A 24751-nucleotide genomic window follows, 5' to 3' on the forward strand; every position below is an offset into this window, starting at 1 on the left:
CTGCACACCTACAATCACCACCGCGGACACACCGCGCTGAAGGGCCAACCACCCGCCAGCCGCGTCCCCAACCTCACGAGGCAATACACCTAGGCGCGGCGGCCGGCGCTCTGGCCGCCCCCTCACTCGCGGCGCGGTACGGGCCCGGGCCGATGATGCTCGCCGCACTCGCGATCACCCCGCTCACCCAGATCCCGCTGCTCCTCGCCTCCCCGGGCCTGGTCTGGCAGTTCGCCATCGGTGGTGCGCTGTTCCTTCAGCTGGCCTGTGCCGCGGCCGCGGGGACGACCCAGCGCACCATTCGCCAGGTCGTCACCGCCGACGGCATGCAGGCCCGGATGCAGGCCGTGAGTACCTGGCTCACCTCCGTTGCACGGCCCGTAGCCGCGCTCCTCGCCGGCGGGCTCGGCACCTGGATCGGCGTACGCCCCACCCTGGTCGCCGGCGCCTGCCTCCTCCTCGTCCCCCTCGTGGTCCTCTACCGCTCCCCGCTGCGCAGTCTGCTGGACATGCCCGGCTCGCCCGCCGTGGCTTCTCCTTCAGCCGAGGCCGCCACACCTCCGACGCCGTCGGGGCCGACCGTCCCCCATCCCGCAGTCGCCGTGGATGTGCGGCACGACCGCTCCTTGGAAGGTGGCCCGTGAGCATCCACCTGCACACGGTCCCCGGCCCGGAGCCGTCATCGGCGGACCCGCCGCCAGGCGCGCCCCTCCCCTCCCAGCCCGTACATTCCGTCCGCCACGTCCCGAGGTGATCACGTGCCGCCCTCCCGCTCTGATATCCGCGCGACCATCGAGACCTACCTCAGCCGGCATGCCGAGGAACGAGACTCCCTGGAAGGGTTGTTGGCTGTCCTCGACGCCGCCGAGGAGCCGTCCAGCCGCGCCACGCTGCCCGGACACGTGACCTGCAGCGCCGTGGTCATCGACCGCGACCGCCGGGTGCTCCACATCGGCCATCGGGTGACAGGGCTGCTCCTTTGCCCCGGCGGCCACGTTGAGGCGGGTGACCGTACGCTCCTGGCCGCTGCCGTGCGCGAGGTGTGCGAAGAGGCCGGATTGCGCCCCGGTGACCTGTGCCTGACCCCGCAGTTCCTCGCCGAGCCGATCGACGTGGACGTCCATGACATTGATGCCAACCCGGCCAAGGGCGAGCCCGCTCACCAGCACTTCGATGTCCGCTTCGCGTTCTACCTCACCGCCGAGCAGCCGCCTGCGCTCGATCTGCAGGACGAGGAAGTTGCCGGGGCCCGGTGGCTCCCGTACGCCGACGTGCGATCTCCGACGCTGCGGGCCAAGCTCCTGGCCGCCGAGGCGGACGGCCTCGACGGGTGCCCGGAGCCCGTCAGCGCCAACGCCCTGATCCATGACGGAGCCGGCCGGTACCTCCTTCATCTACGAGATGACCGGGAAGGCATGGGGGAGCCCTGGGTGCTGGCCCTCGTGGGAGGCAAACGGTCGCGGGACGATGCCAGCCTCGAGGCGACACTGCGACGTGAGCTTGCCGAGGAGGTGCCGGGTCTGGAGCCCGCGGAACTGGTGCCGTTTGCCGTCCAGGAGGCGGCGAGCGTTGACGGCCTGGCGGTGCCCATCAGCGTCTATGCCGGGCGCTGGAGTGGGGATGCCGGGGCGGTGGATCTCCGCGAAGGTGTCCTGCTGACGTGGTGCACTGTGGACATGCTCGACCGGCTGCGCCTGAGCCCCGGTCTCGGGGAGCTGATCCGGCGCCACGCGGCCGAGCACCCCGCGGCCGAGGGACCGCCGGACGACACCTATCCGCTGCCCAGCGAGGCCCCGCCGGGGACCGAGCTGCACATCGTTGGTGTCCACCTCCATCTCCAGGACGACCACGGTCGGATCCTCCTCGGCCGGCGCCACCCTGATTCCGCCTTCGCGCCGGACACCTGGCACTTCCTGGCCGGCCACTGCGAGCGGGAAGCCGCGATCGACTGCCTGGTCCGGGAAGCGAAGGAGGAAGCAGGCCTCACCATCGCGCCCGAGGACGTCGACCTCGTCCACACGGTGCACCATGTCGACTCCCCCAACGTGCGGCCCAGGATCGCGCTCGTCTTCCAGGCTCGCTCCTGGACCGGCGACCCGGAGGTCCTGGAGCCCGACCGGTGCGTGGAGTGGCGTTGGTGGGAGCCGCAGAAACTTCCGGCCGCAGTCGTGCCGTACACCCGACGGGCGATCGATGGAATCCTCCGGGGGCGCCCGTACTCCGAGGACGGCTGGGGCGAGCGATGAGCACTCTGGACACCTGTCCCGCCGCCGGACCGGTCGGCGGGGCCACGCCGACGGATGCACAAGCGGATCCGGCAGCCGCGCGGGCGGCGATGGTCGCCCGACTCGAGGAGGAAGGGTCTTTGCGGCCGGGCCCGGTCCGCGACGCCCTCCTCGCGCTACCCCGCGAAGTGCTGATGCCGCAGGCGTACGTACGGCGCAGTGCCCCGGGCAAGGAGCCGCCGCGGTGGGATCTGCTGGACTGGTCGGCGCCGCAGGACCGCCCCGAGCTCCTCGGGCTGCTGTACGGCGGGGCCAGTGTGCTCGTCCAGCACGACGGGGAGCCGCTGCTGGGTCGGGCACGGGGGACGCGGTCGGGGGCGTCGATCACGTCGATGTCGACGGTGATGGGCTTGACCGCCTCGCTGCTGGAAGAGCTGGATCTGCGCCCGGGTCTGCGCGTGCTGGACGTCGGGACGGGCGCGGGGGTGACCGCCGCGGTGGCCTGCCAGGTCTGTGGCGACCGGGGGGTGACGACCCTCGACCGGGACCGTCACCTCACCGACGCGGCCGCTGCCCGGCTGGCCGACCTCGGCTTCCGGCCGCAGGTGGTGTGCGGATCGGGCGAACAGGGCGTGCCGGGCCGGGAGTTCGATCGGATCTTCGTGTCATACACGGTGGAGCGCGTGCCGACGGCCCTGGTCGAGCAGCTCGCGCCCGACGGCAAGCTGCTGGCGCACGTGACCAGCGCGTCCCCGTCGTGGCCCGGCCTCGCTGTCGTCGGACGCACCGCCGACGGGCGGATCACGGCAGAGCTGCGGGCTGTGGAGTTCGCCCACCGTGCCGGGCACGGCATGGCGCGGATCTGGCTCAACGAGGAGCTCCGGCAGCGTATGGCGACCGAGCCCGGCACCTGGACCCAGCGGAGCAAGCTGGCGCCGCCCGCGGACCGCGACCGCGGATTCTGGCTGGCGGCCGACCATCTCCTCGGAGGCGGTCTGGTGCGGGACTTCGGGTCTGAGCACCTGGCGATCGGCGCACCCGGCTGCGGATCCTGGATGCGCGCGGAGCCGGTGGGCCACCGGCGCTGGAGCGTCACCGTCCAAGGGCCGCGGGACATCTGGAAAGAGATCCAGGACCTCGCCGACCGGTGGCGGGCCGCACGCTCCCCCGACCGCTACCGCCTCTACTTCGACGCGGACGGCGGGCAGCGCGCGGCGTCCGAATGCGGACGCCTGTCCTGGCAGCTACCCGCCCCCCACCCGCGCGATGAGGGAGCCACCCCGTGACCTACCCCGACGGGCCCCTTCCGGGCCTTGCACCGGAGCAGGAGACCATGTTCGAGGGCGCGGCGTTGGCCTACGCCCGCCATCGCCCCGGCCTGCCGGAGGCGGCGGTGCGCCTGCTCGCCGGCACGCTGCGGGGCCGGCCGTCCCCGGTGCTGCTCGACCTGGGCACCGGAACCGGGCAGGTGCCCCTCGCGCTCCTGTCCGCCGGCGTTGAGCTGACGCACATCGAAGCGGTCGACGTCAGCCCGCAGATGCTGCATCAGGCCAGGCAGGCCCTCACCCCCGTGCTCGGCCACTGCACCCTCACCTTGGTGCACGCGGCGGCCGACGCCTACGAGCCGCTCGCGACGCTGCCCGGCGAACCGGACTCCGGCCCGGACCTGATCACCTTCTGCCGGTCCTACCACTGGATGAACGGTGAGGCGGTCCTGGAGATGGCCGACCGGGTCGCCACACCGGGCGGCGCAGTGGCGATCATGGGCGACGGGAGCCTGTGGACCCACGACGCCGACTGGACCCGTGCGCTGCGCGAATTGATCCAGCGCTACCTGGGCGCCGAGCGCCGGGCGGGCGCCCGCCGTGCCTACGCCGAGCCCCGCCGCTCGTACGAGGAGGACCTCGCCGACTCGGCCTTCAAAGACGTCACCGAGCGCCTGTTCCCGGTGACCCGCGCCTGGGTGCCGCACGAGGTGCTCGGCTACCTGCGCACCACGTCGTTCGCCGCTCCCGAGCTCTTCGCAGGGCGGCACCAGGCGTTCGAGGACGAAGCCCTCGCCCTTCTCCACGCGCACGTGGTGGAGGGGTCTCTGGTCGAGGAAGCGACGTTCAGGGTTCTGCTCGCCCGGCGTCCGGAGGGAGCGCGATGAGCAGCGAGCAGCGGCACACCGAGCCGGTGGACGTCCACGTGATCCTGCGCCGGGAGACCGCCGACGGGCCGCAGGTTCTGCTGTCCCGGCGGGCCGGGCAGGTGTACGCCGCTGGCCTGTGGCACCTACCGTCGGGGCATCTGGACGGTCCGCACGAGGACGTGGTCACCGCCCTGATCCGCGAGGCATTGGAGGAGACCGGTGTCGTCATCGACGAGGCCGACGTGCGGGCCGCCGTGACCGTGCACCACCGCAGCCCCGGAGGCGCCAGTCGTACCGGGCACTTCTTCGAGGTCCGGCGGTGGAAGGGCGAGCCGGAGATTGCCGAGCCGGACGTCTGCGACGCGATGGACTGGGCACCCCTTGCCGCCCTGCCCGCCCCAGTGGTGGCGTACTGCCGTGCGGGCCTGGACGCCTACAGCGCTGGCGCGCGGCTCGCCCTGCACTTCCAACTGCCCGGCGACAGCATCGCCTTCGACCCCGGTGCCGACCGGCTGCTCATCGTGCCGGACGTGACCGGCCAGACATCTGCCGCCCGTCCCGACGCTGCGGTCGTGGAGTTTGCGGAGCGGGCGGTCGGCCGGATCGCGCAGTGGACGGATACGTCGTGGGCGCGCGAGGAGAGCCGGGTGTGGCGGGTCCACGGCGTCCAGGGCGGCACTTGGTATGTGAAGGTGCACCAGAGCGAGCGGTTCCACGGCAGGGAAGTGCGGGGGCTACGGACGTGGGCACCGGGGCTGGGGGCGTCCGCCCCCCGGCTGGTCGCCGCCGACGAGACCCTGCGGGCGGTGGTCCTCACCGCGGTGCCGGGCCGCCCGCTGCACGGCGCCGTTCTTGCCCCGGAGCGGGAGAGGAAGGTCTTCCACCGGATCGGGGCGCTGGCCCGCCGCATCCACCAGTCCTCTCCCCCACGGCCCGCTCCCGCCGGCAGCGGCCCGGCCGTGGCCAAGGCCGACCGGCACCTGGCCGGGGCGCGGAATCATCTGCAGCAGGGTGATGAGGAGTTCGTCCGCGAGCTCGTCAGGCAGGCCGAGGACCTGCCACCACTGGAGTGGGTGGAGACCCACGGAGATTTCCAGCTCCGCAACATCCTCGCCACCCCCGACGCCGCCGACGAGACGGACGACCGTGAGGTCTTCGTGGCGGTTATCGACCTCGAGCGCAGCGAGCCGGGGCCGGCCGTACGGGATCTGGTTCGCCTTTCCGACGCCTGGGCTGGCCGCGACGACCTCTTCGAGGCGTTCCTGGCCGGGTACGGCAGGTCCCTGACCGCCGCCGAACAGGCCCGCCTCCTCATCGACGCAGCGCTCGATTCCGTGAGCGGGATCGCCTACGGCGCCGCCCACGGTGACCCCGAGCTGGTCGAACGCGGCCGGCGGACCCTGGCCCGGCTGCGCGCCGAGCACTGTGCCGCCCTCTCACCGACAGGAGATGCGACGTGAACGCCGACACAGCACCCACTGCCGCGGCCGAGCCGCGCGACGCCGCCAGACGGCCGCCGGTCCGCGCGGCAACCCCCGCTGACGCCGAAGCCATCACCCGGATGCGCTCCGCATACGTCCTGTCCGCACCGTTCACCGAGGACTGGGTCCGGCAGTGCACGGACGAGCTGGCGCCACGGCTCACGCCGGAGGGAGACGCCCGGGCCTTCGTCGTCGACGCCCCGGACGGCACGATGGCCGCCTGCGCCCTCGGCCTGATCCACCCCGTGCTCCCGGCCCCGGCCTACCCCCGGGGCCGGGCCGCCCGCGTACAGATCGTCGCCACCCAGCCCGAGTTCCGCCGCCGCGGTTACGCCCGGGCGGTCTTATCCGCACTCCTCGACCACCTCACCGACGTCGAGGACGTCACCCTGTTCGAGCTGCACACCAGCCCGGAGGCTGCGCCCCTGTACCGGGAGCTCGGCTTCAGCGGCAGCCCGGCGCTGATGCGGATGACCCGCCACCGTCAACGTGCCGGTGCTGTGCCCGGTGCGCAGCCGGACTCGACGTGGGTGCCGCCGCAGCAGTACGCCGACTCACTGCCCCGGGCGGCCGCGTACGCGTGCCTCTACGTCACCGACGAGGACGACCGGCCCCTGCAGCTGCACTCCGTCTACTCCCACGGCCACCCCTGGCACATGATCGGTGGCGCGATGGATCTGGGCGAGCGGCCCTGGGACGCGGTGGTGCGCGAGTGCCGGGAAGAGACCGGCATGACCGCCGCGGGGCCGCCCCGGCTGCTGGCCACCGTGTTCGGGCTGCCCCGGGAGCAGCGTCCGTACAGCACTCTGCAGCTGATCTTCGACGGCGGTCGCCTGACCGATGAACAGATCCGGGGCATCACCCTCAATCCGCGCGAGCACGACGAGGCCCGCGTCCTGCCCTTGGCCGAGTGGGAGGCGTTGATGCCGGCCCGCGATTTCGTGCGGCTGCGCGCCGTGGAGGAGGCCCGCCGCACCGGCGTGGCCGCATACGTCGACACCTGGGGGAACGCATGAGCGCCAGCAGCATCGTCTTGATGTCGGACCCGCGGGTCGCCGCGATCCCTGTCCAGGAGCGCGGCGAAGTCCTCCTCGACACCCGCGTGCACGGCCTGAGGGTCGACGACCGCAAGCAGGACGCTGCGGGCGCCTGGGCCCACGTCCGCCAGGGCGTGCTCACGCGGCTCCAGCAGGCCCAATCGCTGCTCCCCGGCGGCGTGCAGTTGCTGTTCATCGAGGGCTACCGGCCCCCGTCCCTGCAGCGCCGGTACTTCGAGGAGTACTCCGACGAGCTCGCCCGCGCCCACCCGGACTGGCAGGCCGCCGAGCTCCGGGAGGCCGCCAGCCGCTTCGTGTCACCGCCGGAGATCGCGCCGCACTCCGCCGGCGCGGCCGTCGACGTGACGCTGATCGACCACCAAGGCCGCGAGCTGGACATGGGCACGCGCGTCAACGCCTCCCCCGAGGAGTCTGAAGGCGCCTGCTACACCGACGCCTCCAACCTGAGCGCCCGGGCCCGCACGAACCGGGCCACCCTGGGCGACGCGCTGTCCACCGCAGGCTTGATCAACTACGGGACCGAGTGGTGGCACTGGTCGTTCGGCGACCGGTACTGGGCTCTGCAGACCCAGCAGCCAGCCGCCCTCTACGGCCCCATCGAACTGCCCTGACACCGCACCACCACCCCGCCTTTCACGAACGAGGAGCGACCTGTGGCATACACCCGGACTGACTGGTCCGAGCACTACAACGGCGGGCGAGGCTTCCGGCGGCTCGGGGACGAGGAGAAGAGCCTGCTGGTCGAGCACGCCCGGGCACCCGAGGGGGGACGCGCACTCGACGTCGGCTGTGGGACCGGCGAGATGTCCGTCTACCTCGCCTCGATCGGCTACACCGTCGACGGCGCAGACTTCGCCGAGGGCGCGCTCGAGCGGGCTCGCGCAGAGCACGCCGGGGTGGAAGGGGTGCGCTGGCTGAGCTTTGATGTCGAGCGCGACGACCTGACCGCTCTCGCCGAGGACGGCTACGACCTGATCGTCCTGCGGCTGTGCATCGCGTTCATCCGCGATCGCGCCCGTGTCCTTCGCCGTCTGGCCGCCCGGCTGCGCGAGGGCGGGGCGCTCGTCATCATCACGCCGATCGGGGAGAACACGCCGGAGGAGCGGCGCCACATCGCCTTGGACGAGAACGAACTCGCCGCGCTCACCGACGGGTTCGAGGACGTTGAGCAGTTCGACGCGGAGGGCCTGGCGGTGCTGGTCCTGCGCGGACCGGCCGGATCGTTCAGCGCGGAGGAGAAGCTGCGGCCCGAGCCGCAGGCCGTCTTCGGTGCCGCAGTGGTGGTCACCGACACGTTCGGCCGGGTCCTGCTGGGCCGCTCAACCCGAGGCATGTGGGAGCTACCCGGAGGCCACATCGAGACATACGAGGCCGCACCAGCGGCCGCCGTGCGGGAGCTGAACGAGGAGACCGGGCTGACGGCGCGCGTGGACGACGCTCACGTCATCACCGTGCTGCACGACGACCGCCTGGACGTACGCCGCGTCACCGCCGTGGTCCGCATCTCCCGCTGGGACGGTGAACCCGCTCTGCCCGAGCCACACCGCTTCGTACGCTGGGAGTTCCACGACCTGAACACCTTGGTGACCCTCGGGAAGATCTTCGCGCCCAGTGCGCACGCTCTGACCGCGGTGTGGCCCGGGGTGCTGCCGGGGCTCCCGTCGGTCCATTCCTACGCGTGCTCCGCCGCCGTCCCTCCGGTGCCCGGGGAGCCGGCCGAGGCGGTCCGGTTGCGCGAGCGGATGGCGGACATCGTGATCAGCAAGGGCTGGGCGCCCTCGCCGCGGGTCCAGGCCGCGTTGCGTGAGGTGCCTCGGCACCGGTTCGTCCCGGAGACCCGGCTGGAGACGGCCTACCACGACGACCTCGCCGTAGTGACGGTCCGCGAGTCACCCCAGACCGCGCTCAGCTCCGTCTCCGCGGCCTGGCTGCAGGCCGACATGATCGAGCAACTCCGGCTGGTGCCGGGGATGACCGTGCTGGAGGTCGGCTCCGGTGGATACAACGCGGAACTCCTGGCCCACGTCCTCGGGGAACGCGGGCGCGTGGTGACCGTGGACGTCGACCCGTACGTGGTGCACCGGACGCAGCGGCTGTGCGCGGAGGCGGGCAGCGGTCGGGTCACCGCCGTCCTCGGCGACGGCCGGCTTGGCGCGCCGAGCCACGTCCCGGCCAACGGGTTCGACGGGATCGTGATCACGCACAACGCGTCCGACATCGCACCAGCATGGCGAGAGCAGCTTGCCGAGGGGGCCCGGTTGGTCGTGCCGCTGGAGATGGGCGGCTACACCCGCTCCCTCACCCTGGTCCGGCGCGGCGACGTGCTGCACTGCGAGCACTGGACGTACTGCGGTTTCGTGCGGGACCGCGGTGCGGCCGCCCGGACCGCCCCCGCCGTGCGGCTGGCCGACGGCAAGGTCACGGTGCGGTGGGAGGACGGGACGCCCGGCGACACCGCCGGTCTCGACGAGGCTCTGCGCAGTCCCCGGCACGAGCGCTCCACGGGCCTGGTCGTCCGGGGGATCTTCAACTTCGAGACGTTGCAGGTCTATGCCGCGACGACCCTGCCGGGGTTCTGCCGTCTGTCCGCGCCGAAGGGGTCCACGTTCGTGGAGCAGCAGGACGCGGCCGCGATCCTGGCGGACGGCTCGCTCGCCTACTTGACCTACCGGAAGGTCAGGGATGCCCCGGAGCCGGCCGACCGCATGACGGAGTTCTTCATCCACGCCTACGGCCCAGCAGCGGAAGAGGTGGCGGAGCGCTTCGCCGAGTGCGTGCGCGTCTGGGACCGCGAGGTGCGCGAGAGCGGCTATCCGCCGATGACCGTCCACCCGGCCGCAACGCCCGGCGACCAGCTGCCGCCCGGCGATGTGCTCGACAAGCCCAGCGCACGGCTTGTCCTCCAGTGGCCGGGCCGGACCCCCGCTGGCGCACTGAGCCTCTCGGCCGCAGGGGGACAGCGTGCCTGACTACGACGAGTTGATCCCCGAGAAGGCGGCGTCCTCCACGATGCCGTCCGTGCTCGGCGTGTTCGCCCATCCCGACGACGAGAGCCTCCTCGCCGGCGGTGTCGTCGCCCAGCACGCCGCCGCGCACGCGCGCACCGCCGTCGTCACCATGACGTGGGCGCCCGACAGTCCGCGGGCTTCCGAACTCGCCGACGCCTTGCGGGCGCTCGGCGCGGGCGCCCCTCGCATGCTCGGATACGGCGATGCCCGCAACGAAAGGGCGGCCCCCGGCCGTCCCCGGCTCGTCGACGCGCCACTCGACGAGGTGGTCGCCGCCCTGGTCCAGCAGATCCGCTCGTTCCGCCCCGACATCGTGGTCACGCACGACGCCCTGGGCCAGCTGACCGGTCACCCGGACCACCGCCGCACCCACCAGGCCGCTCTCCTCGCCGCTCAGGACGCGGGGCTCCCGCACCTTCACCCCGCGGCCGGCAAGCCCTGGCAACCGCGCGCCGTGTACTGCGCCACGCACCCCGAGTCCGGTGTCGGCGAACTCGGGCCGCTGCTGGAGTCCGTCGGCAAAGCCGCGCTCGCGGTGCCGGACGCCTACGCCACCACCACCGTCGACGTCTCCCCCTGGCTGGAGCAGAAGTGGCGCGCGATCCTCGCGCACCGCGGTGAGGTCGCACGCGAGCGGCCACTGCCCGGCATCCTCGCCCGCCTTCCCGAAGCCGACCGCACCCAGATCATCCAAACCGAGTACTTCACTCGCCTCACCCCCGGCCCCACAAAGGGCGACTCCGCCGCGCTATCCATCTGACACCGCAGCCCCGTGCCGACCACCCTTCACCGCCCACGAGCAAGCACTCACCGATCGGAGAGAGATGACGACGACTTCTGCACCCGACGAACGCCCCAGTGTGGCCAGGACATTGCGGCTGGCAGTCGCACAGAGCACGGTGCCGGAAGACCCCACTGATCGAGGAGCACTGCGGGCGGCCGGGCAGGAGATCCGGGCCCTGATGGTTGAGGCCGCCGAGGCTGGTGCGCGGTTGGTGCAGTTCCCCGAGGGGGCAGTCACCTATCCGAGCAAGCACGTGATGGCGGCGGGCCCGGCGGGCGAGCTGGTGCCGGCTGATTGGAGCCGTGCCGCGTGGGATGTCCTGCGCGAGGAAGCGGAGTCGATCACCGTCCTGGCGGGAAGGCTTGGCCTGTGGACGGTGTTCGGATCGATCCACCCGCTCACACCGCCGAACCGACCGCACAACAGCCTCTACGTCGTCTCCGACCGCGGCCAGCTGGTCGCACGGTACGACAAGCGGTTCCTGTCGCACACCGAGGTGTCCTACTTGTACTCCCCTGGACATCAGCCGCTCGTCGTCGAGGTGGACGGGATTCGGTTCGGCTTCGCGCTGTGTATCGAGGCCAACTTCCCGGAGGTGTTTGCCGAGTACGAGCGCTTGGACGTCAATTGCGTCCTGCTGTCGGTGATGGTCGACGACGCGCCCCGTGCCCGTGTCGCCCAGGCGTACGGGACGCTCTACAACTACTGGGTCGGCTACTCCGTCCCGTCCCAGTTCAGCGCCACGGTGCCGTCCGGGATCGTGGCGCCCGGCGGTCGGTGGCTGGCGCAGTGCCCCGCCGATGGGCAGCCTGCTCTGGCGGTCGCGGACATCGACCTCGACTCGGCCGACCCGGACATCGACGTGGCTCTTCGGTACGCCCGGCCCTGGCGCCGCCGGGCCCAGGAAGGGCTGTACGAGGACCGGCTGGTGGACGGGGACCCGCGCAGCGACATCCGCACGGCCTTCTGAGAACGCCCGCGCCTGACCCGCCAGAGCTTCTTGGTCGCGAGTATGTCGCGCCCGCCCACGGTCGGCCCCGCCTCCTTCTACTCGTACGACCAGGGTCGGCCAGTGGCCTCGGCCGTCCTGCGGTACTCCTCGACGGGGACCGGTCTCACGCCGGGCCGCATCCGGTCCATCAGCAGAAGTCCGTCGAGGTGATCAATTTCGTGCGCGATGAGCCGCGCGTCGCCCCGCTCGTAGACGGCCTTCTCGGTACTGCCCGCTGCTGTCATCGTTTCCACCGTGATCCGCAGGGGTCGGGGAACCTGTGCCCGTACGTCGAAGAACGACAGGCACCCTTCGAACCTCTCGTCCATGTCCTCGGAGGCGTCGGTGACACGGGGGTTGAGCAGAACGATTGGGTCGGATCCAGGAGGCTGGACGACGGCTGAGGACCGGCCGATGCCGATCTGCGGGGCAGCCAGGCCCAGGCCCTTGCCAGAGAAGTCGTGCGCGCGGCGGATGCGCTCCATGACCTCAAGGAGCTGACCGACGACTGTGTCGAGGGTTTCCCGCTCGTCGGGGAGTGCGAAGGGGCGGGCAGGGTCACGCAGGACAGGCGCGCCATACTGAACTATGCCGAGGTCGCGCATCTGCTGACTGGGTCGCATCGGACCATCTCCCCCTTCGCGAACGGTCATGGAGAGTCTGCCCACGGCTCTTCACGGGGCGGCACGTTTCGCCCTCAATTGGGGCAGGGTGGTGGGTGACTGTCAGGTCAGCTCCGGGCTGTTCCCGCTCAGGAACTCGCGGGCGCCGCGGAGCCGGGTGCGCAGCTTCTGCTGGGTGGTGCGGCTGTCGAGTCGTACGTCGAGCCCGCCGGGCAGTCCCGTATCGGAGCGGCGTGCGGAGGGCAGCCGGGCGGGGTCGAGCCCGTCGCGGCGGGCGATGAGCTCGCCCAGCTCGTAGCGGCTGAGGGCGTCCGGCCCAGCGAGGTGGAACACGCCGGCGGCGTCGGAACGGGTGATCTCCCAGAGAGCGGCCGCCAGGTCTGTCACGTGGACGGGGCACCGGATGTCGTCGGTGAACAAGGCGCCCTGCCGGGTGCCGTCGGCCAGCGCGTGCACCAGCCGCTCGTGCTCGGACCGGCCGTTGCCGATGATCAGGGAAGTACGGGCGATGGCCGCGGTGTTGGGGCATAGGAGGCGTACGGCGGTCTCGGCGGCTGCCTTCGCGGCTCCGTAGGGAGTGAGGGGGTCCGGAAGGCATGACTCGTCGTAGCGGTCGCGGCCCGTGCCGGAGAAGATGGCGTCGCTGGAGACGTGCACCAGGCGGATGCTGCGGCCGGCCGCAGCTTGGGCGAGGCGGATCCCGCCTTCGGCGGTGACTGCCCAGTCCGCTCCGCCGCTCGTCGCGTTGATCACCACGGCCGGAGCCACCGTTTCGAGGACTTCCTCCAGGCGGAGGGGGTCGCGAAGGTCGAGGTGATGCCAGGTTGCCCCGTCGCCGCTGCCGGGTCGGGAGTGGAAGGTGGCGGCCGGGTGCAGGCCGGCGGACACCGCCTGGCGTACCAGCTCGGCGCCCAGGAAGCCGTTGCCGCCGATGATCAGCACAGTCATGCCGCCTCACGCTACGGGCGAGCGCCACCACCCCGAGCTACTTCGGCAGAAATCACCGATCAGCCCAGCCAAGGGGGCATGAGCTCCGGCCCGAACCACGCATACCGCTCCGGCTGTCGGTCGGCTGGCCAGCCGGTCAGTGCTCTCTCCTCAGGCAAGAACGCCGCTGCGTTCGGCGAGGCCGCGGAGTTCCGTTGACGTGGGGCCGGACACCAGCAGGCTGGAGATCAAGGCCTTCGTCGCCGGTCGGGCGTGGGTCTCCTGTGGAGCGCATCGCTCGGCGGCCAGCAGCGTGCGGACGCAGTCGCTGCGGCGGCCGAGGCGGTCGTAGGTGACGGCGATGTCCCCGAGGGCGCGGGAGCGGCGTTCGACGCTGGGCAGCGCCTTCAGCGAGATCGTGCGAGCGGCATCGAGCGCGGCCCGGGGATCGCCGGCGTGGTTCTCGGCGCTGATCCTGTGAAGTTGCACGGTGAGGGGGCTGAAGCCGCCGCCGTGGTCGCGTAGCAGGGTGGCACCGCCGAGTTCCTTGGCGATGGCGGCAGCTTCGTCCGTCAGCTCCCGCATCCCGTCCCGATCGCCGCGGCGCGCAAGGGTGTACGACGCACTCTGGACCAGGAGGCCGCGGAGCGCAGCCCCGGCGCGTCCGGTGCCTCGCAGATCCGGGTGATCAGCGGCTGAGAGCGCGATCGACAGCGCCTGGTCATGCCACCCCGCCTTCCTGGCGAGCACGGCCAGCTGACGGGCGCACTCGGCAACCGCGAGGACGTCTCCCGCCGACTCGGCGAGCTGCCGCGCGCGGTCGGCCGCCATCCAGCCGAGCTGCTGCTCGTCCATCTTCACGAGCATGCGGGTCGCCAGGAGGTAGCTCTTGGCCAGGAGAGCGTGCTGCTCCGTGTCGTCGCCGCTGGTGGTGGACAGCGCGTGGCCGACGCGGATGAGGCGGGGCAGGCGCACGGCCAGGGATGCGTAGCGGCAGGCGTCGAAGTCGGCGAGCGCGCGGGTGAAGTCGGTGACGAGCGCCTCGGGCGACGATGGCGCGGCCGTGGCCGCTCCAAGTCCGAGCATCGCGTCCCGAAGGCGGGTGACGAGCAACTCGCCCAGCAGGGCCTCCTCGGCCTGCGCGTCTCCGCTCCCGAGCAATGGGGCAGCGGCCGTGGCCGCTAGGCCCACGAGCAACTTGCGTCGACGCACCGGTCCTTCACCGTCCTCCCGCCCGGGTGTACCTACCCTAGGGTCGGGGAGCCGGGGAAAGACGCTGATTGCGGCGACCGGCTGACCATGTCGAGTGTCCGGCCGGTGTGCGGGCGGCGTCAGGCCGAATGCCTGGTGCGGGAGTTCCAGGGCGTCAGCGAAGCACCGCAGGACGTCGACGTCGGTCATCGGCGAGATGCCCCGCTCGTACCGGGAGACCTGCGCCCCGGAGTATCCGGTCATCGTGCCCAGCTCGGCGAGCGTGAGGCCCTTCGCCTTCCGGGTCTGACGTACCAGTTCCCCGGGCTTCACATCAGCCCCCTGGGGCGCTCATGATCCGTTAATCGCATCTGAACCTCGTTCCCGCCGTTAGCCGAGGCTGCGCCGCTCCCACCGTAGTCCTAGGACTGCATGGCCGACAGGCCGTTTGCATGAGGTGCAAACGGCTTTGCAAGCCAGGACAGCGCCCCTCCCGCCGCTGGGCCGGCAGCAGCGACCTTCGACAGCGAGCGGCCCGCAGCCACGGGCCGCCCCAGATTCCGGGAGGTCCTGATGCAGTCCGCGAATCCCATCCCGTCCACGGCGCCAGCAGCCGATGACCGCCTCACCCCCGCCTACTACGTTCGTCCCGAGGGGCTTGGCCCGTACATCACCCGGCTGTTGGCGAGTTGCTCCAACGTCTTCGACATCAAGGCCACGATGGCCGCCGACCTTGACCACGGAGGCGAGGACCTACGGGCGGGGCAGGGCATGGTCGAGGACGGCGCACTGCTCCAGGGCGACGTGATCGTCCAGGCGGGGGCCCGCATCGAGGCGGGAGCCCAGGTGATCGGACCGGTCCTGGTGTGCGCGGGGGCCGTCGTGGCGGCCGGCGCGCTTGTGCGGGACCACAGCGTGATCGGCCCCGGCTGCCGGATCGGGTTCGGCGCGGAGATCACCCGCAGCCTGCTGGCCGGGCACGTCTTCATGAAGCACCCCTGCTTCATCGGCGACTCGGTCATCGGGCGGCGCGTCAACATCGGCTCGTTCTGCTCCACCACCGGACTGCGGTGCGACCGCGGGCCCGTCGCCGAGCCGGCGCTCGAGGAGATCACCGTCAACCTCGACGGGCAGCGGATCCCCACCGGTCAGACGAAGTTCGGCGCCGTCATCGGCGACGAGGTGGCGCTGCCCGCCGGAACCGTGCTCTCGCCCGGCACCCTGATCGGGCCGGGCACGGTGGTCTACCCGCGCGACCACATCGGCGGCTTCCTGCCCGCCGGCTCCCGGGTCCGGTGATGGCCGTGGCCACCGCACCCACACGCGACGCCATGGACACCACCCTTGTGCGGGTCACCGGCGGGCGCCCGCTGTCCGGCCGGATCCCGGTGCAGGGCAGCAAGAACATCGCCCTGCACCTGTACGCCGCCGCGCTCCTTGCCGACGTCCCGGTCGTCCTGACCGGCGCGCCGGACATCATCGACACCGGGGTGTGCGCGCAGATCCTGCGCTACACCGGAGCCCACGTCACCACCAAGGACGGCTGCTTCACGGTACCCCGCCGGACGGTATCTGCTCGGTCGTCCACCCCGAGCTCGGCCGCCGCGTCCGCACAACCGCCGTGCTGGCCGCAGCGGTGCTGGCCCGCACCGGGCAGGTGACCTTCCCCTATCCCGGCGGCGACGCGTTCTGCCCCCGCCTGATCGACCGGCACCTCGCGGCGATGCAGGCCGCCGGCGCCGAGGTCATCGCGACCGACACCGGCATCCGCGCCCGGTGCGATGCCCGCCGGGTACGGGCGTTCACCGTGGATGTGAACACGCCGTACGGGCCCAGCCTCGGGGCGACGGTGACGGCGATGCTGCTGGCCGCCCGAGCGCACGGCACCAGCCTGATCACCCATCCGTCGACCGAGCCGGAAGTCACCGAAACCGCCCGCTTCCTGGCCGACCGGGGCGTCATCGTCCACCTCGACCAGGAGGGCCTGCATGTGTCCGGCAGCGACTGGATCGCCGGCGGCACGTTCGCAGTGGCCGGAGACCGGATCGAGGCCGCCACCATGGTCATGGCCACCGCCGCGACCGGCAGCAGCGTCCACCTCGACAACATCACCGCCGCCGGCTTCCCCGCCGGCCTCACCCGCACCCTCGCCGCAGCCGGCATCACCTTGGCCGACGACGCGAGCGGTGGTGTGCGTACGCGCCTCCACGGGCCGCTTCAGCCCGTGGAGGCAGCGACCGGCCCGCACCCGGGCCTGCCGACCGACACCGCGCCACAGCTGGCCGCGATGCTCACCCGAGCCGACGGCACCTCGGCAATCGGCGAACGTATCTACCCCCGCCGCGACACCCACGTTCAGGGCCTGCGCACCTTCGGCGCCGACATCACCGTCACCGGCTCAACACTCCGCGTCCGGGGGCCGGCCCGCCTGAACGGCGCCACGGTGGAGGCCGCGGACATCCGCGCGGTGACCGCACTGCTGATCGCCGCACTCGCCGCCCACGGCACCTCTACGATCCGAGGGATGTTCCATCTCCGGCGCGGCTACGCACGCCTGCTGCCCAATCTGGCCACGCTGGGAGCCGAGATCACCACCATCCCCGGAGGCCCTTGATGCCCGTCCCATTCACCGCCGATGACACCACCCGCCTCCGGGACACCCTCGACCAGGTCGTCGCCGACGGCGCCACCCCCGGTGGCGTCATCGCCTACGGCACCACCGGCGCCAGCCCCGACTTCCTCAGCGTCGGCAGGGTCGCTCCCGAGTGTGGCGACACCGAACCCGACCAGGACACCGTCTACGACATCGCCTCGCTGACGAAGGTCGTGGCCACCTGGCCCCTGATCGGCCAGGCCCTTGAGACCGGGCTGCTCGACCTCGACGCCCCGATCCGCGACTTCCTGCCGCCGATGAACAGCGAGACCCCCAGCGGTGAGGCGACCGTGCGCCAGCTGATCGCGCATACCTCCGGCCTTCGCGCCTCTACGCGCCTCGACCACTACCGCGGCTCTGACTTGCCGCTGCACGAACTCCTGTGCCGCGAACCGCTGGAAGACGCCCCCGGCCAGCACCGGTACATCAACCGCGGCTACATCCTGCTCGGCCTGGCCCTCGCCCACATCCAGGGCCGCCCCCTCGACCAACTCGGCGGGGCCCTGTGGCGAACGCTCGGGATGGACGCCACCGTGTACGGGCCCGTCGCCCGCACCACCAAGGTCGCCCCGACCGAACAGCGCATCCCCGGCGCCCCACGCATCTGGGGCGCCCCGCACGACGACAACGCCGGCCTCCTCGGTGGGATCGCCGGCCACGCCGGAGTGTTCTCCACCCCCAGCGACCTCGCGGTATACGCCCAGCGGCTGTTGGCCGCCCACGCGGACGGCGATGAGCACGGCCTGGGCAACTGGCTGCACGCCAGCCTCGTCCCCCAGGCCCCGATCGAGCCCGGCCTGGACCGCGGCCAGTCCTGGATCCTCGCCGCCGGTGGGCGCGTCGCGTACCACCACGGATTCACCGGCACCAGTCTCTACCTCGCCCCCGAGGCGGGCCGCTACCTCGTGATCTGCACCAACGCCATCTACGGCGGCAACGCCCGTACCAAGATCGCCCCTCTGCGGGAACTCGCACTCAAGACGATCTCCGCCACGTGACACACGGAGGCGCCCCATGGGGGAGCTGCTGGCCGACCACACCACGCTTCGCCTGGGCGGACCCGCCCACCGTCTCTTCACACACACCGACCCCGCCGCCTGGCCTGACGTCGTGCGCTCCGCGTCGGGTGAAGGCACGGCGCCGTTCGTACTCGGCGGCGGCAGCAACACCCTGGCAGACGACGCTGGATACCCCGGAACCGTGATTCGCATGGCCACCCGCGGTGCGACCGTCCGCCCGCTTGGCGGCGACCTCGTGGAGGTCGTCGTACAGGCGGGAGAACCGCTCTCCGCACTCGTTGCGTTCGCCGTCGACCAGGGTCTCTCGGGCATCGAGTACCTCGGCGGCATCCCCGGCACGACCGGTGCCGCCCCGGTACAGAACACCGGCGCCTACGGACAGCAGATATCTGACACCCTCACCCACGTCATCGCCTTCGACTGGCGCCTCGAACGCATCGTCGAACTCCGCGCCGCTGACTGCGGCTTCGGCTACCGCGCCAGCACCTTTAAGTCCCAGCCTGGACGGTGGACGATCCTCGCCCTCGGCCTGCGCCTCCTCCGCAGTGCATCAGCGGCCCCGGTCGCCTACCGGCACCTCGCCGACGCCATGGGGGCCCCTTGGGGGCCCGGCCACCGCTCACCCAGGCCGCCCAGGCCGTGATCACTGACCGGGAGCAGCGAGGTCTCGCCCTGCCGGGTTCCGGCCCCGATGCCCGGCAGGCAGGTTCCGTCTTCCTCAACCCGGTCATCACCCCGGTCCAGGAAGCAGCCGTACGCCGCGCCGGCGGCCCTGTCCACCGCGCCCAGAGCGGAGGCAAGCGCACCAGCGCCGGGTGGCTGCTGGAGCAGTGCGGCTACCGTCCCGGAAGCCGCATCGGGCCCGGGGTGTACTGCTCCGCCACCCGGACGCTGACACTGACCACCCGTGACGGTGCCACAGCAGCGTCTTTCACCTCGGCATTGCGGCAACTCGCCACCGAAGTATTTGAGGCGTACGGCATCCGCCTTTGTCCGGAGCCCGTTCGTCCGGGCCTGACCACAGGATCGTTGGAAGTCCCGGCCATGCCCTCACACCGAGCCGTCGCCAAGCCGTCCTCGCCCAACCGGCTTCCGGCTGTCGGGAGTCGGATGTGGTGAGGGCCGAACCGCCGCGCAGGGCCGCAAGCAAGGCCTGCTGGCGAGCTCATTCGCACACTGCCTCGGGTGATCCGTCGTCGGGCCAGGTTGGGCGGTACGGGTCATCGATGATCCAGCCTCGCCATGCGGTGTCGCGGAGCTCGCCCGTGCTCTCGTCGACCACGCCCTCGGGCACCAGCCGCAGTCGGGGGCGAGCGGGCCGGCGTCGCTCGACGGCGTGCTGTGTGCGTTCGGTGAGCCATTGCCGGTACCGGCGCCGCTGGTCGCCGTGTCGTTTGCGGCGCCTTTCGCCCAGGCCGGCGGTGCCCCGGGTGAGGGCGACGTGCTCGAGCTGGTCGGGGTCGGGGCGAAGGCCTTCGCCGCCGGCCAGGTGGCGGGGCAGGTAGACCAGGCCGTCGGCTTCCTCGGCGAGACCGTCTTCGACGAGCTTGTCCACGCGGCGGCGCACCGTGGTGCGGTGCAGGCCCGTCGCCGTGGCCAAGGACGCGACGTCGGCGCCGTCGAGCGGGTCGAGGGCGGCGAGGATCCGGGCGCCGGAGGTGCCGTGGGCGTAGTGGTGACAGGCGTCGGTCCCCATCACGGCGCACAGCGCGCGCGTGCTCACCTCCCGCTCTGTGTGCGCGCCCGGGACACCCTCTGCCCCCCTCTCGCCCGAGGCTGGACGGTGTCCCGGGCGCGCACACGATTTCTGGTTTTCGGGCTTTGTCTGGGGGATGCGCAGGGACCAGGTCGAGCTGTGCTCTCCGGTGCCGGCCGCGACCAGGACCAGCCACTTGGCCTCCCGCAGGCGGGTGTTGCTTGCTTCCACGGTTGAGCGGGCGCAGCCCATCAGCTCGGCCAGCTGCCGTACCGAGACCTCGTGCTCGAGTCCGCCGGCTTGTTCGGCCAGATGCAGCCGCGCGGTGAGGTTCTTGAGATCGGTGCCGCCGCCGGGCCCCGGCCAAACGACGGCTTCCACGGCGGCCCGCAGGCGGGCGATTGCCACCATGGCATCGGCCCGGCACACGATCGTGCCGGAAGTGCCGACGAACACGCGTGCCTTGTCGAGCATCCCGGCGAGCTTGCCTTCGGCGTACCGCTCCCCCTTGCGTGAGCGCAGCGACCGCGCCCAGGCGCCGCCCGCCGTCGGGCGCAGCACCAGGGCCTCCCACCACTGCGCGACGGTCCACTCCCGGCCGGGTTGGGAGACCGCGACGGCCAGGGCCATCGTCAGCCGGTAGCCGGAATCGGCGGCCGTCCTGCCCGCGTACCGGCGTTCGGTGTCGCCCTCCAGCAGCAGCCGGCGCGCACGCTGGGACAGACCCGGCAGTCCTTGCACCCATTCAGTCAACGAGGGCCGTGGCACCGGCCGGTGCGGGACGCGGCGCACGGGACGGTTCATGCGCCCACCCCCGCCAGCGCCTCGCTGTCACTTGCCGGCGAGCCCGGCAAGGCCGGAGGCCGTCGTACGGACACGGCGCGCTCCGGCGGCGCGGGGCGGATCAGGCTTCGGACCTGGGCGGCCGCCTGTGCGTACCCGTCGGGTTCGGCATCCGCCTCGATCGTGGGCCGGGCGGCCCGCAACGTACGCAGCCGGTCGTTGAGGAGTGCGTGCGCTGTGTTGAACCGGGCCGTCTGGGCGGCCTCTTCAGCGGCCTCACGGGCCTCGTCGACGCTGTCGTGGAGGTGGCTGCGCCGCATCTCGGTGGCGAAGACCTTCTCGAACTCGGCCTGGGCCGACGGCTGGTAGGCGAACCAGTTCACAGCCCGGCGCTGCAAGGCGCCCAGCTGGAGTTCCGCCGCCAACCGCGCCGCGAGCGCCACCGACTCGGCGAACACGCCACCACCCGCAGCCAGCAGGTCCCTCACCGCCTGGTCGACCGCCCTACGCATGGTCCCTTCAGTCCTGCGAACGGCATCAAGCCGGTCAGCCTCGCCGCTCATGCCCCAGGTGGCCACCGCCACGTCGACGGCCTCGCCCACCAGTTCCTCGACGCGGCGCTCGTCGCGGCACCGGCCGCACAGACCGGCTGTCTCCGGCTTCCCGCACACCGTGCAGGCCAGCGCCCGCCGGGCGGCCTCCTGGGCCGCACGCTGGGCCCGCTGCTCGGCCCACACCCGCTCACGGGCGTGCCGCTGGCGGAGGGCCTCCTCGCGGCGCACCGCCGCGGCGGCGGCCTCCCGCTGCCAGCACGCGTTCAGCTCCGCCTCGAACACCAGCCGGTCAACCCGGCCGCCGGCCAGAGACGTTGTCGCCTGGGCGAAGGCGCGGGAGCGCAGCGCTCGTCCGTCCAGGACCAGCATCTGGCAGGCGGCGCAGTCGGCCCGGGTGTCCATCCGCCGTCCGTCGTCGCACCGACTGTCAGGGCACAACGCCCGGCGCGGCAGAGCACGGCCGACCAGCCAACCCACCGGGTCGGTGACCGGCACCGTCCCTTGCTCGGCCAACCGGCGCTTGAGCCGCTCCCGCAGGACCCGCTCGGCATCCACCCCCGGACCGCACGCCCCCGAGATCTCGCCGAGCCGCGCCCGCACCACCTTCGTGACGTAACGCCTGGTCGTCAGCCGGTCCAGCCGGCCCCACACCATGGCCACCGGCTCCAGTACACGCTCCAGCCCTTTGGGCACCTGCGCCCACACCGGCGGCGGCCCCCCCAACTCTGACCGCCACGCCTGCAGCGTCGAAACCGCGGCCGACGAACCCGACTCCCCCTCCGCCAGCAGCAGATCAGGCTTGTCCCCGCGAAGCGGGCCAGCCCCGCCGTCGACGACCGTCACGTCACCGTGGAGACCATCCTCCAGCGTCGGGGAGTTCCCGCCCTCGCACGCGCGTACCGGCTGACGGCAGTACCCCAACGCGGCTTCGCCGGAAAACCCGAGACCTCCAGCACCCTCACCACGTACATCAGCCACAACAGCGTGGTCGGCGTGAGAGTCTGCATCAGCGCAACTAGCCTCGAACGTCTCAAAGACGGCCTGACCTGCGAAAAGATCACTATCAGCGTCGTCGAGATCCCTGGGTGCAGTTCCGGAACCCTCCCCGGCGCCCCCAAGGTCATCCCACGACAACTGCCGCCACCCATCCCCCTCCACCACAAGCACGTCGGACTCTTCACGCCGGGCACACCGAACGCAGCCCGCCGCATCGCCGGCAGACGCAGAACTCTCCAGCTTGGCATCGTCCGGGACCGCGGCCGCGGACCCATGCGCGGCCGCCACCGCCGGCACCACGAGTCGACCCGGCGCGACCGTCACCGCTTCCGCGGCAACAAGCCGGCCCAGCACCGTCGCGGCCACCGGCACACGGCACCCCAGCATCCGCGCCAGCGTCACCGCCGCCCGGCCATGACGAGCCACCTTCTTCGCCAACGGCCCACCGACCAACGGAACCCGCCCGTCCGGCCGTGCATGCAAGGCGAGCAGAACCAGCGCCAGCCGATCCGACGCCGCGCCCCTCCCCCGCCGTCCCTTCTTCACCAGCAGACCAGGAGGCGTGGCGCACTGCTCACCCCACCCCGGAGCGAACAACTCCTCCAAAAACCGCAGCAGCGTCGCCAACTCGGCCTTCGACAACGCCAAAGGTGCGCCGACGTCGTTCCGGGCCTCCCACAGAGCTTCCACCCGATACTCGACACCGGTCGGCAGCCCGTCGCCGCCCCGCAGCACACGCGCAGCCACGGCATCAACGTCACGGAGAACTGTGAGTACTTCGTGGTCGACGGTCGACTCCGACACCCCCAGCCAACGACCCAGCTCCCTTGCCGTGATCTCAACACGGCAGCTGCCATGGCTGGCCTTCGCCATCAGCACGAGGGTGCCGAGACGCACAACATCCTTGCGGCCGACGAGCCTGGGATCGGCAAGCAGAGCGCGGACGGCCGTCAACAGCCGGAACCCCATGCCGCGCCCCAGCTGAAGGGCCAGAGTCGGTCGGTCGGCCAGGTATGGAGAGCTTGACGAGACGCCATGGGAGGGCGCTCGCCCTGGAATTTTCGACTTCTTGGGTAGGCTTTCGCCTGCTTCAGGCATGACTGAGCCGACCCTCGTACGGGTAGCTATGATCTGCTCCAGTCGAGGAGGTACAAGGACGTCCGTCATCGCCACCCGGCGCGCTAGGCCGTAGCAGAACAGCCGGGCATGCGACGTGATTCAGCTAGGGATGTCGGTTGTGCCTCACCTCCTCGACAACAGCAGTGGCCCGGGACCGCAGATCCCGGGCCGTCCTGCTACATGAGCCCCCGCAGGGCGTTTCTCAGTGGAGCGTGCCGGAAGCCAATGCTTCGCGGTCGACTCCGGCTGCTGGCCTCGCGGCGGAATGCCCGGCGAGTCACTTTGTTTCCCGGTCAGGACGCCGACCAAAGTGTTTGAGCTGGGGTCCGTACTCGTTGCGAAGGCTTATGTCGTCCACCGGACGACGAATGAGCCCGCCGTCCGGAAGGCCATAGAGCTCGGACCAACGAGACTGTGCACCCTTTGTCTGATGCTCGATGATTCGGATCGCTGAGCCACGGTGCTGCGACGACACATGCTGCTGCACCTTCTGGTACGTGGCGTCGTTGAGTGCGGTGCTTGATGTCGCAAACACCGTGACCTGTTGGGGAATGGTGCTGAAGCCTAGGAGAGCGATCTCCGTGTCTTGGACAGTGATCGTGGTGTCCAAGATCTTGCGCGGCCAGTGGAAGATAGTTTCGAGGTTCGGTGGAAGTTCAGCGATCCATTCGCCGATTGGGACTGCGACGAAGTTCGACCGCTGGTGCGCGAGGACAAATCCCGTGTGGGCACCGAAGTCGTTGGTTACCTCAACGCCCTCAGGGGTAATCCACAGGATTGAGTCCATCTTGGTGGCTGGGTCACGTGCTGCATCTCGCGCCGCGTTGACCGCTAGCGACACCCAGGGCTCCATCGCCCGAGCCTCGCTTCGAGAGCGCTTCTTGCCCGGCCAGACGAGCTGATCCACAAAGGCGAACACGCGTACGACAATGACGTCTTCCCCGTCGAGCGCACTTGCGTTCACGAGACCGAGCTGGGCGGCCTTGGTAACCCAGGAGCGGTTGACGTTGGCCGTGCTCGCGAGAACGGCCGGCTGCACGTAGGCGGACAAGGCGTCTCCAGTGTGTGTCCTTCAGGCTGTGGATCACCGTAGCGCATTGCGGCCCGTTCTCGTGTCACGACGCGACACGCGTTTCGCTCGATTCCTCGCCCCCGCCTGCGTGTTCGTCCGAGTTGTCCGGTTATACCGAGCTGTTTGCGTGTCGCGTCGTGTCATAGTCGAGGCACTCAAGAGAGCCGAACGATACGAACATAGGAGCGCGCCTAGATCCCTACAGACATCGCTACAGACATAGCTACAGGCATCCCTACAGGCATCCCTATAGAACTACTGATGTAACTACGAAGGTGCCTTCTCAACGGCACGCCGAGTGTCCCTGCTCATGGAAGGGCAGGCAGAAGTGGGGGGGGGGGGGCCCCCCCCCGGGGGGGGGGGGCGCCCCCCCCCCCCCGGGGGGGGGGGGGGGCCCCCACCCCCCCCCCCCCCGGGGGGGCGGCGCCCCGGGGAGG

At 71.3% G+C, this 24751-nt stretch carries 22 protein-coding genes and 1 pseudogene; 16 read left to right on the plus strand and 7 right to left on the minus strand.

Annotated elements, in window-relative coordinates; genetic code table 11:
* The first annotated feature begins 152 nt into the window (after positions 1-152).
* From ACIGO6_RS40365 to ACIGO6_RS40410, 10 genes are all read left to right on the plus strand, one after another.
* The gene (locus ACIGO6_RS40365) at positions 153-644 is read left to right on the plus strand and encodes a hypothetical protein (RefSeq protein WP_399885577.1); all 492 of its coding nucleotides are present in this window, start codon (positions 153-155) and stop codon (positions 642-644) included.
* A 114-nt stretch (positions 645-758) separates the two neighbouring features.
* Positions 759-2246 carry an NUDIX domain-containing protein gene (locus tag ACIGO6_RS40370; protein ID WP_399885579.1) on the plus strand — a complete coding sequence of 496 codons (1488 nt, stop codon included), beginning with the start codon at positions 759-761 and terminating at the stop codon, positions 2244-2246.
* On the plus strand, positions 2243-3511 hold the full coding sequence (locus ACIGO6_RS40375) for a protein-L-isoaspartate O-methyltransferase (protein ID WP_399885581.1): 1269 nt from the start codon (positions 2243-2245) through the stop codon (positions 3509-3511). The genes ACIGO6_RS40370 and ACIGO6_RS40375 overlap by 4 nt, the downstream gene beginning before the upstream one ends.
* Positions 3508-4377, plus strand: coding sequence for a class I SAM-dependent methyltransferase (locus ACIGO6_RS40380; protein WP_399885583.1), 870 nt, complete (start codon positions 3508-3510; stop codon positions 4375-4377). The genes ACIGO6_RS40375 and ACIGO6_RS40380 overlap by 4 nt, the downstream gene beginning before the upstream one ends.
* The gene (locus ACIGO6_RS40385) at positions 4374-5819 is read left to right on the plus strand and encodes a phosphotransferase (protein ID WP_399885585.1); all 1446 of its coding nucleotides are present in this window, start codon (positions 4374-4376) and stop codon (positions 5817-5819) included. The genes ACIGO6_RS40380 and ACIGO6_RS40385 overlap by 4 nt, the downstream gene beginning before the upstream one ends.
* Complete coding sequence (locus ACIGO6_RS40390) at positions 5816-6856, plus strand: GNAT family N-acetyltransferase (RefSeq protein ID WP_399885587.1); 1041 nt, start codon at positions 5816-5818, stop codon at positions 6854-6856. Before ACIGO6_RS40385 ends, ACIGO6_RS40390 begins: the two co-directional genes overlap by 4 nt.
* Entirely contained in the window at positions 6853-7509 is a 657-nt protein-coding gene (locus tag ACIGO6_RS40395) for a M15 family metallopeptidase (protein WP_266552121.1), read from the plus strand. Before ACIGO6_RS40390 ends, ACIGO6_RS40395 begins: the two co-directional genes overlap by 4 nt.
* Positions 7510-7551: 42 nt before the next feature.
* Positions 7552-9867 (plus strand): methyltransferase, FxLD system, encoded by a 2316-nt coding sequence (fxlM, locus tag ACIGO6_RS40400; RefSeq protein ID WP_399885590.1) that lies wholly within the window; start codon positions 7552-7554, stop codon positions 9865-9867.
* Positions 9868-9907: 40 nt separating this feature from the next.
* Positions 9908-10666, plus strand: a complete 759-nt coding sequence (locus tag ACIGO6_RS40405) for a PIG-L deacetylase family protein (protein ID WP_399885629.1) — start codon at positions 9908-9910, stop codon at positions 10664-10666.
* Between the two features lie 64 nt (positions 10667-10730).
* Positions 10731-11660, plus strand: coding sequence for a carbon-nitrogen hydrolase family protein (locus ACIGO6_RS40410; protein ID WP_078615120.1), 930 nt, complete (start codon positions 10731-10733; stop codon positions 11658-11660).
* Between the two features lie 77 nt (positions 11661-11737).
* Here ACIGO6_RS40410 and ACIGO6_RS40415 read toward each other — a convergent pair whose 3' ends face one another.
* The 4 genes and pseudogenes from ACIGO6_RS40415 to ACIGO6_RS40430 all read right to left on the minus strand — a co-directional run.
* Positions 11738-12304: a peptide deformylase gene (locus ACIGO6_RS40415; RefSeq protein WP_399885592.1), complete on the minus strand. Its 567-nt coding sequence runs from the start codon at positions 12302-12304 to the stop codon at positions 11738-11740.
* A gap of 102 nt (positions 12305-12406) precedes the next feature.
* Positions 12407-13252 (minus strand): SDR family oxidoreductase, encoded by an 846-nt coding sequence (locus tag ACIGO6_RS40420; protein WP_399885594.1) that lies wholly within the window; start codon positions 13250-13252, stop codon positions 12407-12409.
* Positions 13253-13402: 150 nt separating this feature from the next.
* Positions 13403-14392 carry an XRE family transcriptional regulator gene (locus ACIGO6_RS40425; protein WP_234310111.1) on the minus strand — a complete coding sequence of 330 codons (990 nt, stop codon included), beginning with the start codon at positions 14390-14392 and terminating at the stop codon, positions 13403-13405.
* A 198-nt stretch (positions 14393-14590) separates the two neighbouring features.
* Positions 14591-14755: pseudogene (locus ACIGO6_RS40430) on the minus strand (helix-turn-helix domain-containing protein); the annotation flags it as partial.
* A gap of 240 nt (positions 14756-14995) precedes the next feature.
* Between ACIGO6_RS40430 and ACIGO6_RS40435 the strand changes: the two are divergent.
* From ACIGO6_RS40435 to ACIGO6_RS40460, 6 genes are read left to right on the plus strand one after another with little or no spacing between them, the layout of a single operon-like run.
* Positions 14996-15721 carry a hypothetical protein gene (locus tag ACIGO6_RS40435; RefSeq protein ID WP_030841428.1) on the plus strand — a complete coding sequence of 242 codons (726 nt, stop codon included), beginning with the start codon at positions 14996-14998 and terminating at the stop codon, positions 15719-15721.
* Between the two features lie 32 nt (positions 15722-15753).
* The gene (locus ACIGO6_RS40440; RefSeq protein WP_399885596.1) at positions 15754-16083 is read left to right on the plus strand and encodes a hypothetical protein; all 330 of its coding nucleotides are present in this window, start codon (positions 15754-15756) and stop codon (positions 16081-16083) included.
* The gene (locus ACIGO6_RS40445; RefSeq protein WP_399885598.1) at positions 16044-17036 is read left to right on the plus strand and encodes a hypothetical protein; all 993 of its coding nucleotides are present in this window, start codon (positions 16044-16046) and stop codon (positions 17034-17036) included. The genes ACIGO6_RS40440 and ACIGO6_RS40445 overlap by 40 nt, the downstream gene beginning before the upstream one ends.
* Positions 17036-18073: a serine hydrolase domain-containing protein gene (locus ACIGO6_RS40450; protein ID WP_399885600.1), complete on the plus strand. Its 1038-nt coding sequence runs from the start codon at positions 17036-17038 to the stop codon at positions 18071-18073. Before ACIGO6_RS40445 ends, ACIGO6_RS40450 begins: the two co-directional genes overlap by 1 nt.
* Positions 18074-18089: 16 nt before the next feature.
* Positions 18090-18737 (plus strand): UDP-N-acetylmuramate dehydrogenase, encoded by a 648-nt coding sequence (locus ACIGO6_RS40455; RefSeq protein WP_399885602.1) that lies wholly within the window; start codon positions 18090-18092, stop codon positions 18735-18737.
* The gene (locus tag ACIGO6_RS40460; RefSeq protein WP_399885604.1) at positions 18734-19213 is read left to right on the plus strand and encodes a hypothetical protein; all 480 of its coding nucleotides are present in this window, start codon (positions 18734-18736) and stop codon (positions 19211-19213) included. The genes ACIGO6_RS40455 and ACIGO6_RS40460 overlap by 4 nt, the downstream gene beginning before the upstream one ends.
* Positions 19214-19259: 46 nt before the next feature.
* Here the strand turns inward: ACIGO6_RS40460 and ACIGO6_RS40465 are convergent, their stop codons facing one another.
* The 3 genes from ACIGO6_RS40465 to ACIGO6_RS40475 all read right to left on the minus strand — a co-directional run bounded on the left by ACIGO6_RS40465 (position 19260) and on the right by ACIGO6_RS40475 (position 24293).
* The gene (locus ACIGO6_RS40465) at positions 19260-20531 is read right to left on the minus strand and encodes a helix-turn-helix domain-containing protein (RefSeq protein ID WP_399885606.1); all 1272 of its coding nucleotides are present in this window, start codon (positions 20529-20531) and stop codon (positions 19260-19262) included.
* A gap of 59 nt (positions 20532-20590) precedes the next feature.
* Positions 20591-23092 (minus strand): hypothetical protein, encoded by a 2502-nt coding sequence (locus ACIGO6_RS40470; protein WP_399885608.1) that lies wholly within the window; start codon positions 23090-23092, stop codon positions 20591-20593.
* Positions 23093-23519: 427 nt separating this feature from the next.
* Positions 23520-24293 (minus strand): hypothetical protein, encoded by a 774-nt coding sequence (locus ACIGO6_RS40475; RefSeq protein ID WP_200402211.1) that lies wholly within the window; start codon positions 24291-24293, stop codon positions 23520-23522.
* Positions 24294-24751 lie beyond the last annotated feature (458 nt).

It is taken from the genome of Streptomyces sp. NPDC053750 (assembly GCF_044544295.1).
GTDB lineage: Bacteria > Actinomycetota > Actinomycetes > Streptomycetales > Streptomycetaceae > Streptomyces.

Bases quoted from the DNA above. Each gene is read 5' to 3' on its own strand.
- ACIGO6_RS40450 (WP_399885600.1), top strand. From the start codon at position 17,036: ATGCCCGTCCCATTCACCGCCGATGACACCACCCGCCTCCGGGACACC.
- ACIGO6_RS40405 (WP_399885629.1), top strand. From the start codon at position 9,908: ATGCCGTCCGTGCTCGGCGTGTTCGCCCATCCCGACGACGAGAGCCTC.
- ACIGO6_RS40385 (WP_399885585.1), top strand. From the start codon at position 4,374: ATGAGCAGCGAGCAGCGGCACACCGAGCCGGTGGACGTCCACGTGATC.
- ACIGO6_RS40440 (WP_399885596.1), top strand. From the start codon at position 15,754: ATGGACACCACCCTTGTGCGGGTCACCGGCGGGCGCCCGCTGTCCGGC.
- ACIGO6_RS40415 (WP_399885592.1), bottom strand. From the start codon at position 12,304: ATGCGACCCAGTCAGCAGATGCGCGACCTCGGCATAGTTCAGTATGGC.
- ACIGO6_RS40420 (WP_399885594.1), bottom strand. From the start codon at position 13,252: ATGACTGTGCTGATCATCGGCGGCAACGGCTTCCTGGGCGCCGAGCTG.
- ACIGO6_RS40435 (WP_030841428.1), top strand. From the start codon at position 14,996: ATGCAGTCCGCGAATCCCATCCCGTCCACGGCGCCAGCAGCCGATGAC.
- ACIGO6_RS40410 (WP_078615120.1), top strand. From the start codon at position 10,731: ATGACGACGACTTCTGCACCCGACGAACGCCCCAGTGTGGCCAGGACA.
- ACIGO6_RS40375 (WP_399885581.1), top strand. From the start codon at position 2,243: ATGAGCACTCTGGACACCTGTCCCGCCGCCGGACCGGTCGGCGGGGCC.
- ACIGO6_RS40395 (WP_266552121.1), top strand. From the start codon at position 6,853: ATGAGCGCCAGCAGCATCGTCTTGATGTCGGACCCGCGGGTCGCCGCG.
- ACIGO6_RS40470 (WP_399885608.1), bottom strand. From the start codon at position 23,092: ATGGGGTTCCGGCTGTTGACGGCCGTCCGCGCTCTGCTTGCCGATCCC.
- ACIGO6_RS40455 (WP_399885602.1), top strand. From the start codon at position 18,090: ATGGGGGAGCTGCTGGCCGACCACACCACGCTTCGCCTGGGCGGACCC.
- ACIGO6_RS40365 (WP_399885577.1), top strand. From the start codon at position 153: ATGATGCTCGCCGCACTCGCGATCACCCCGCTCACCCAGATCCCGCTG.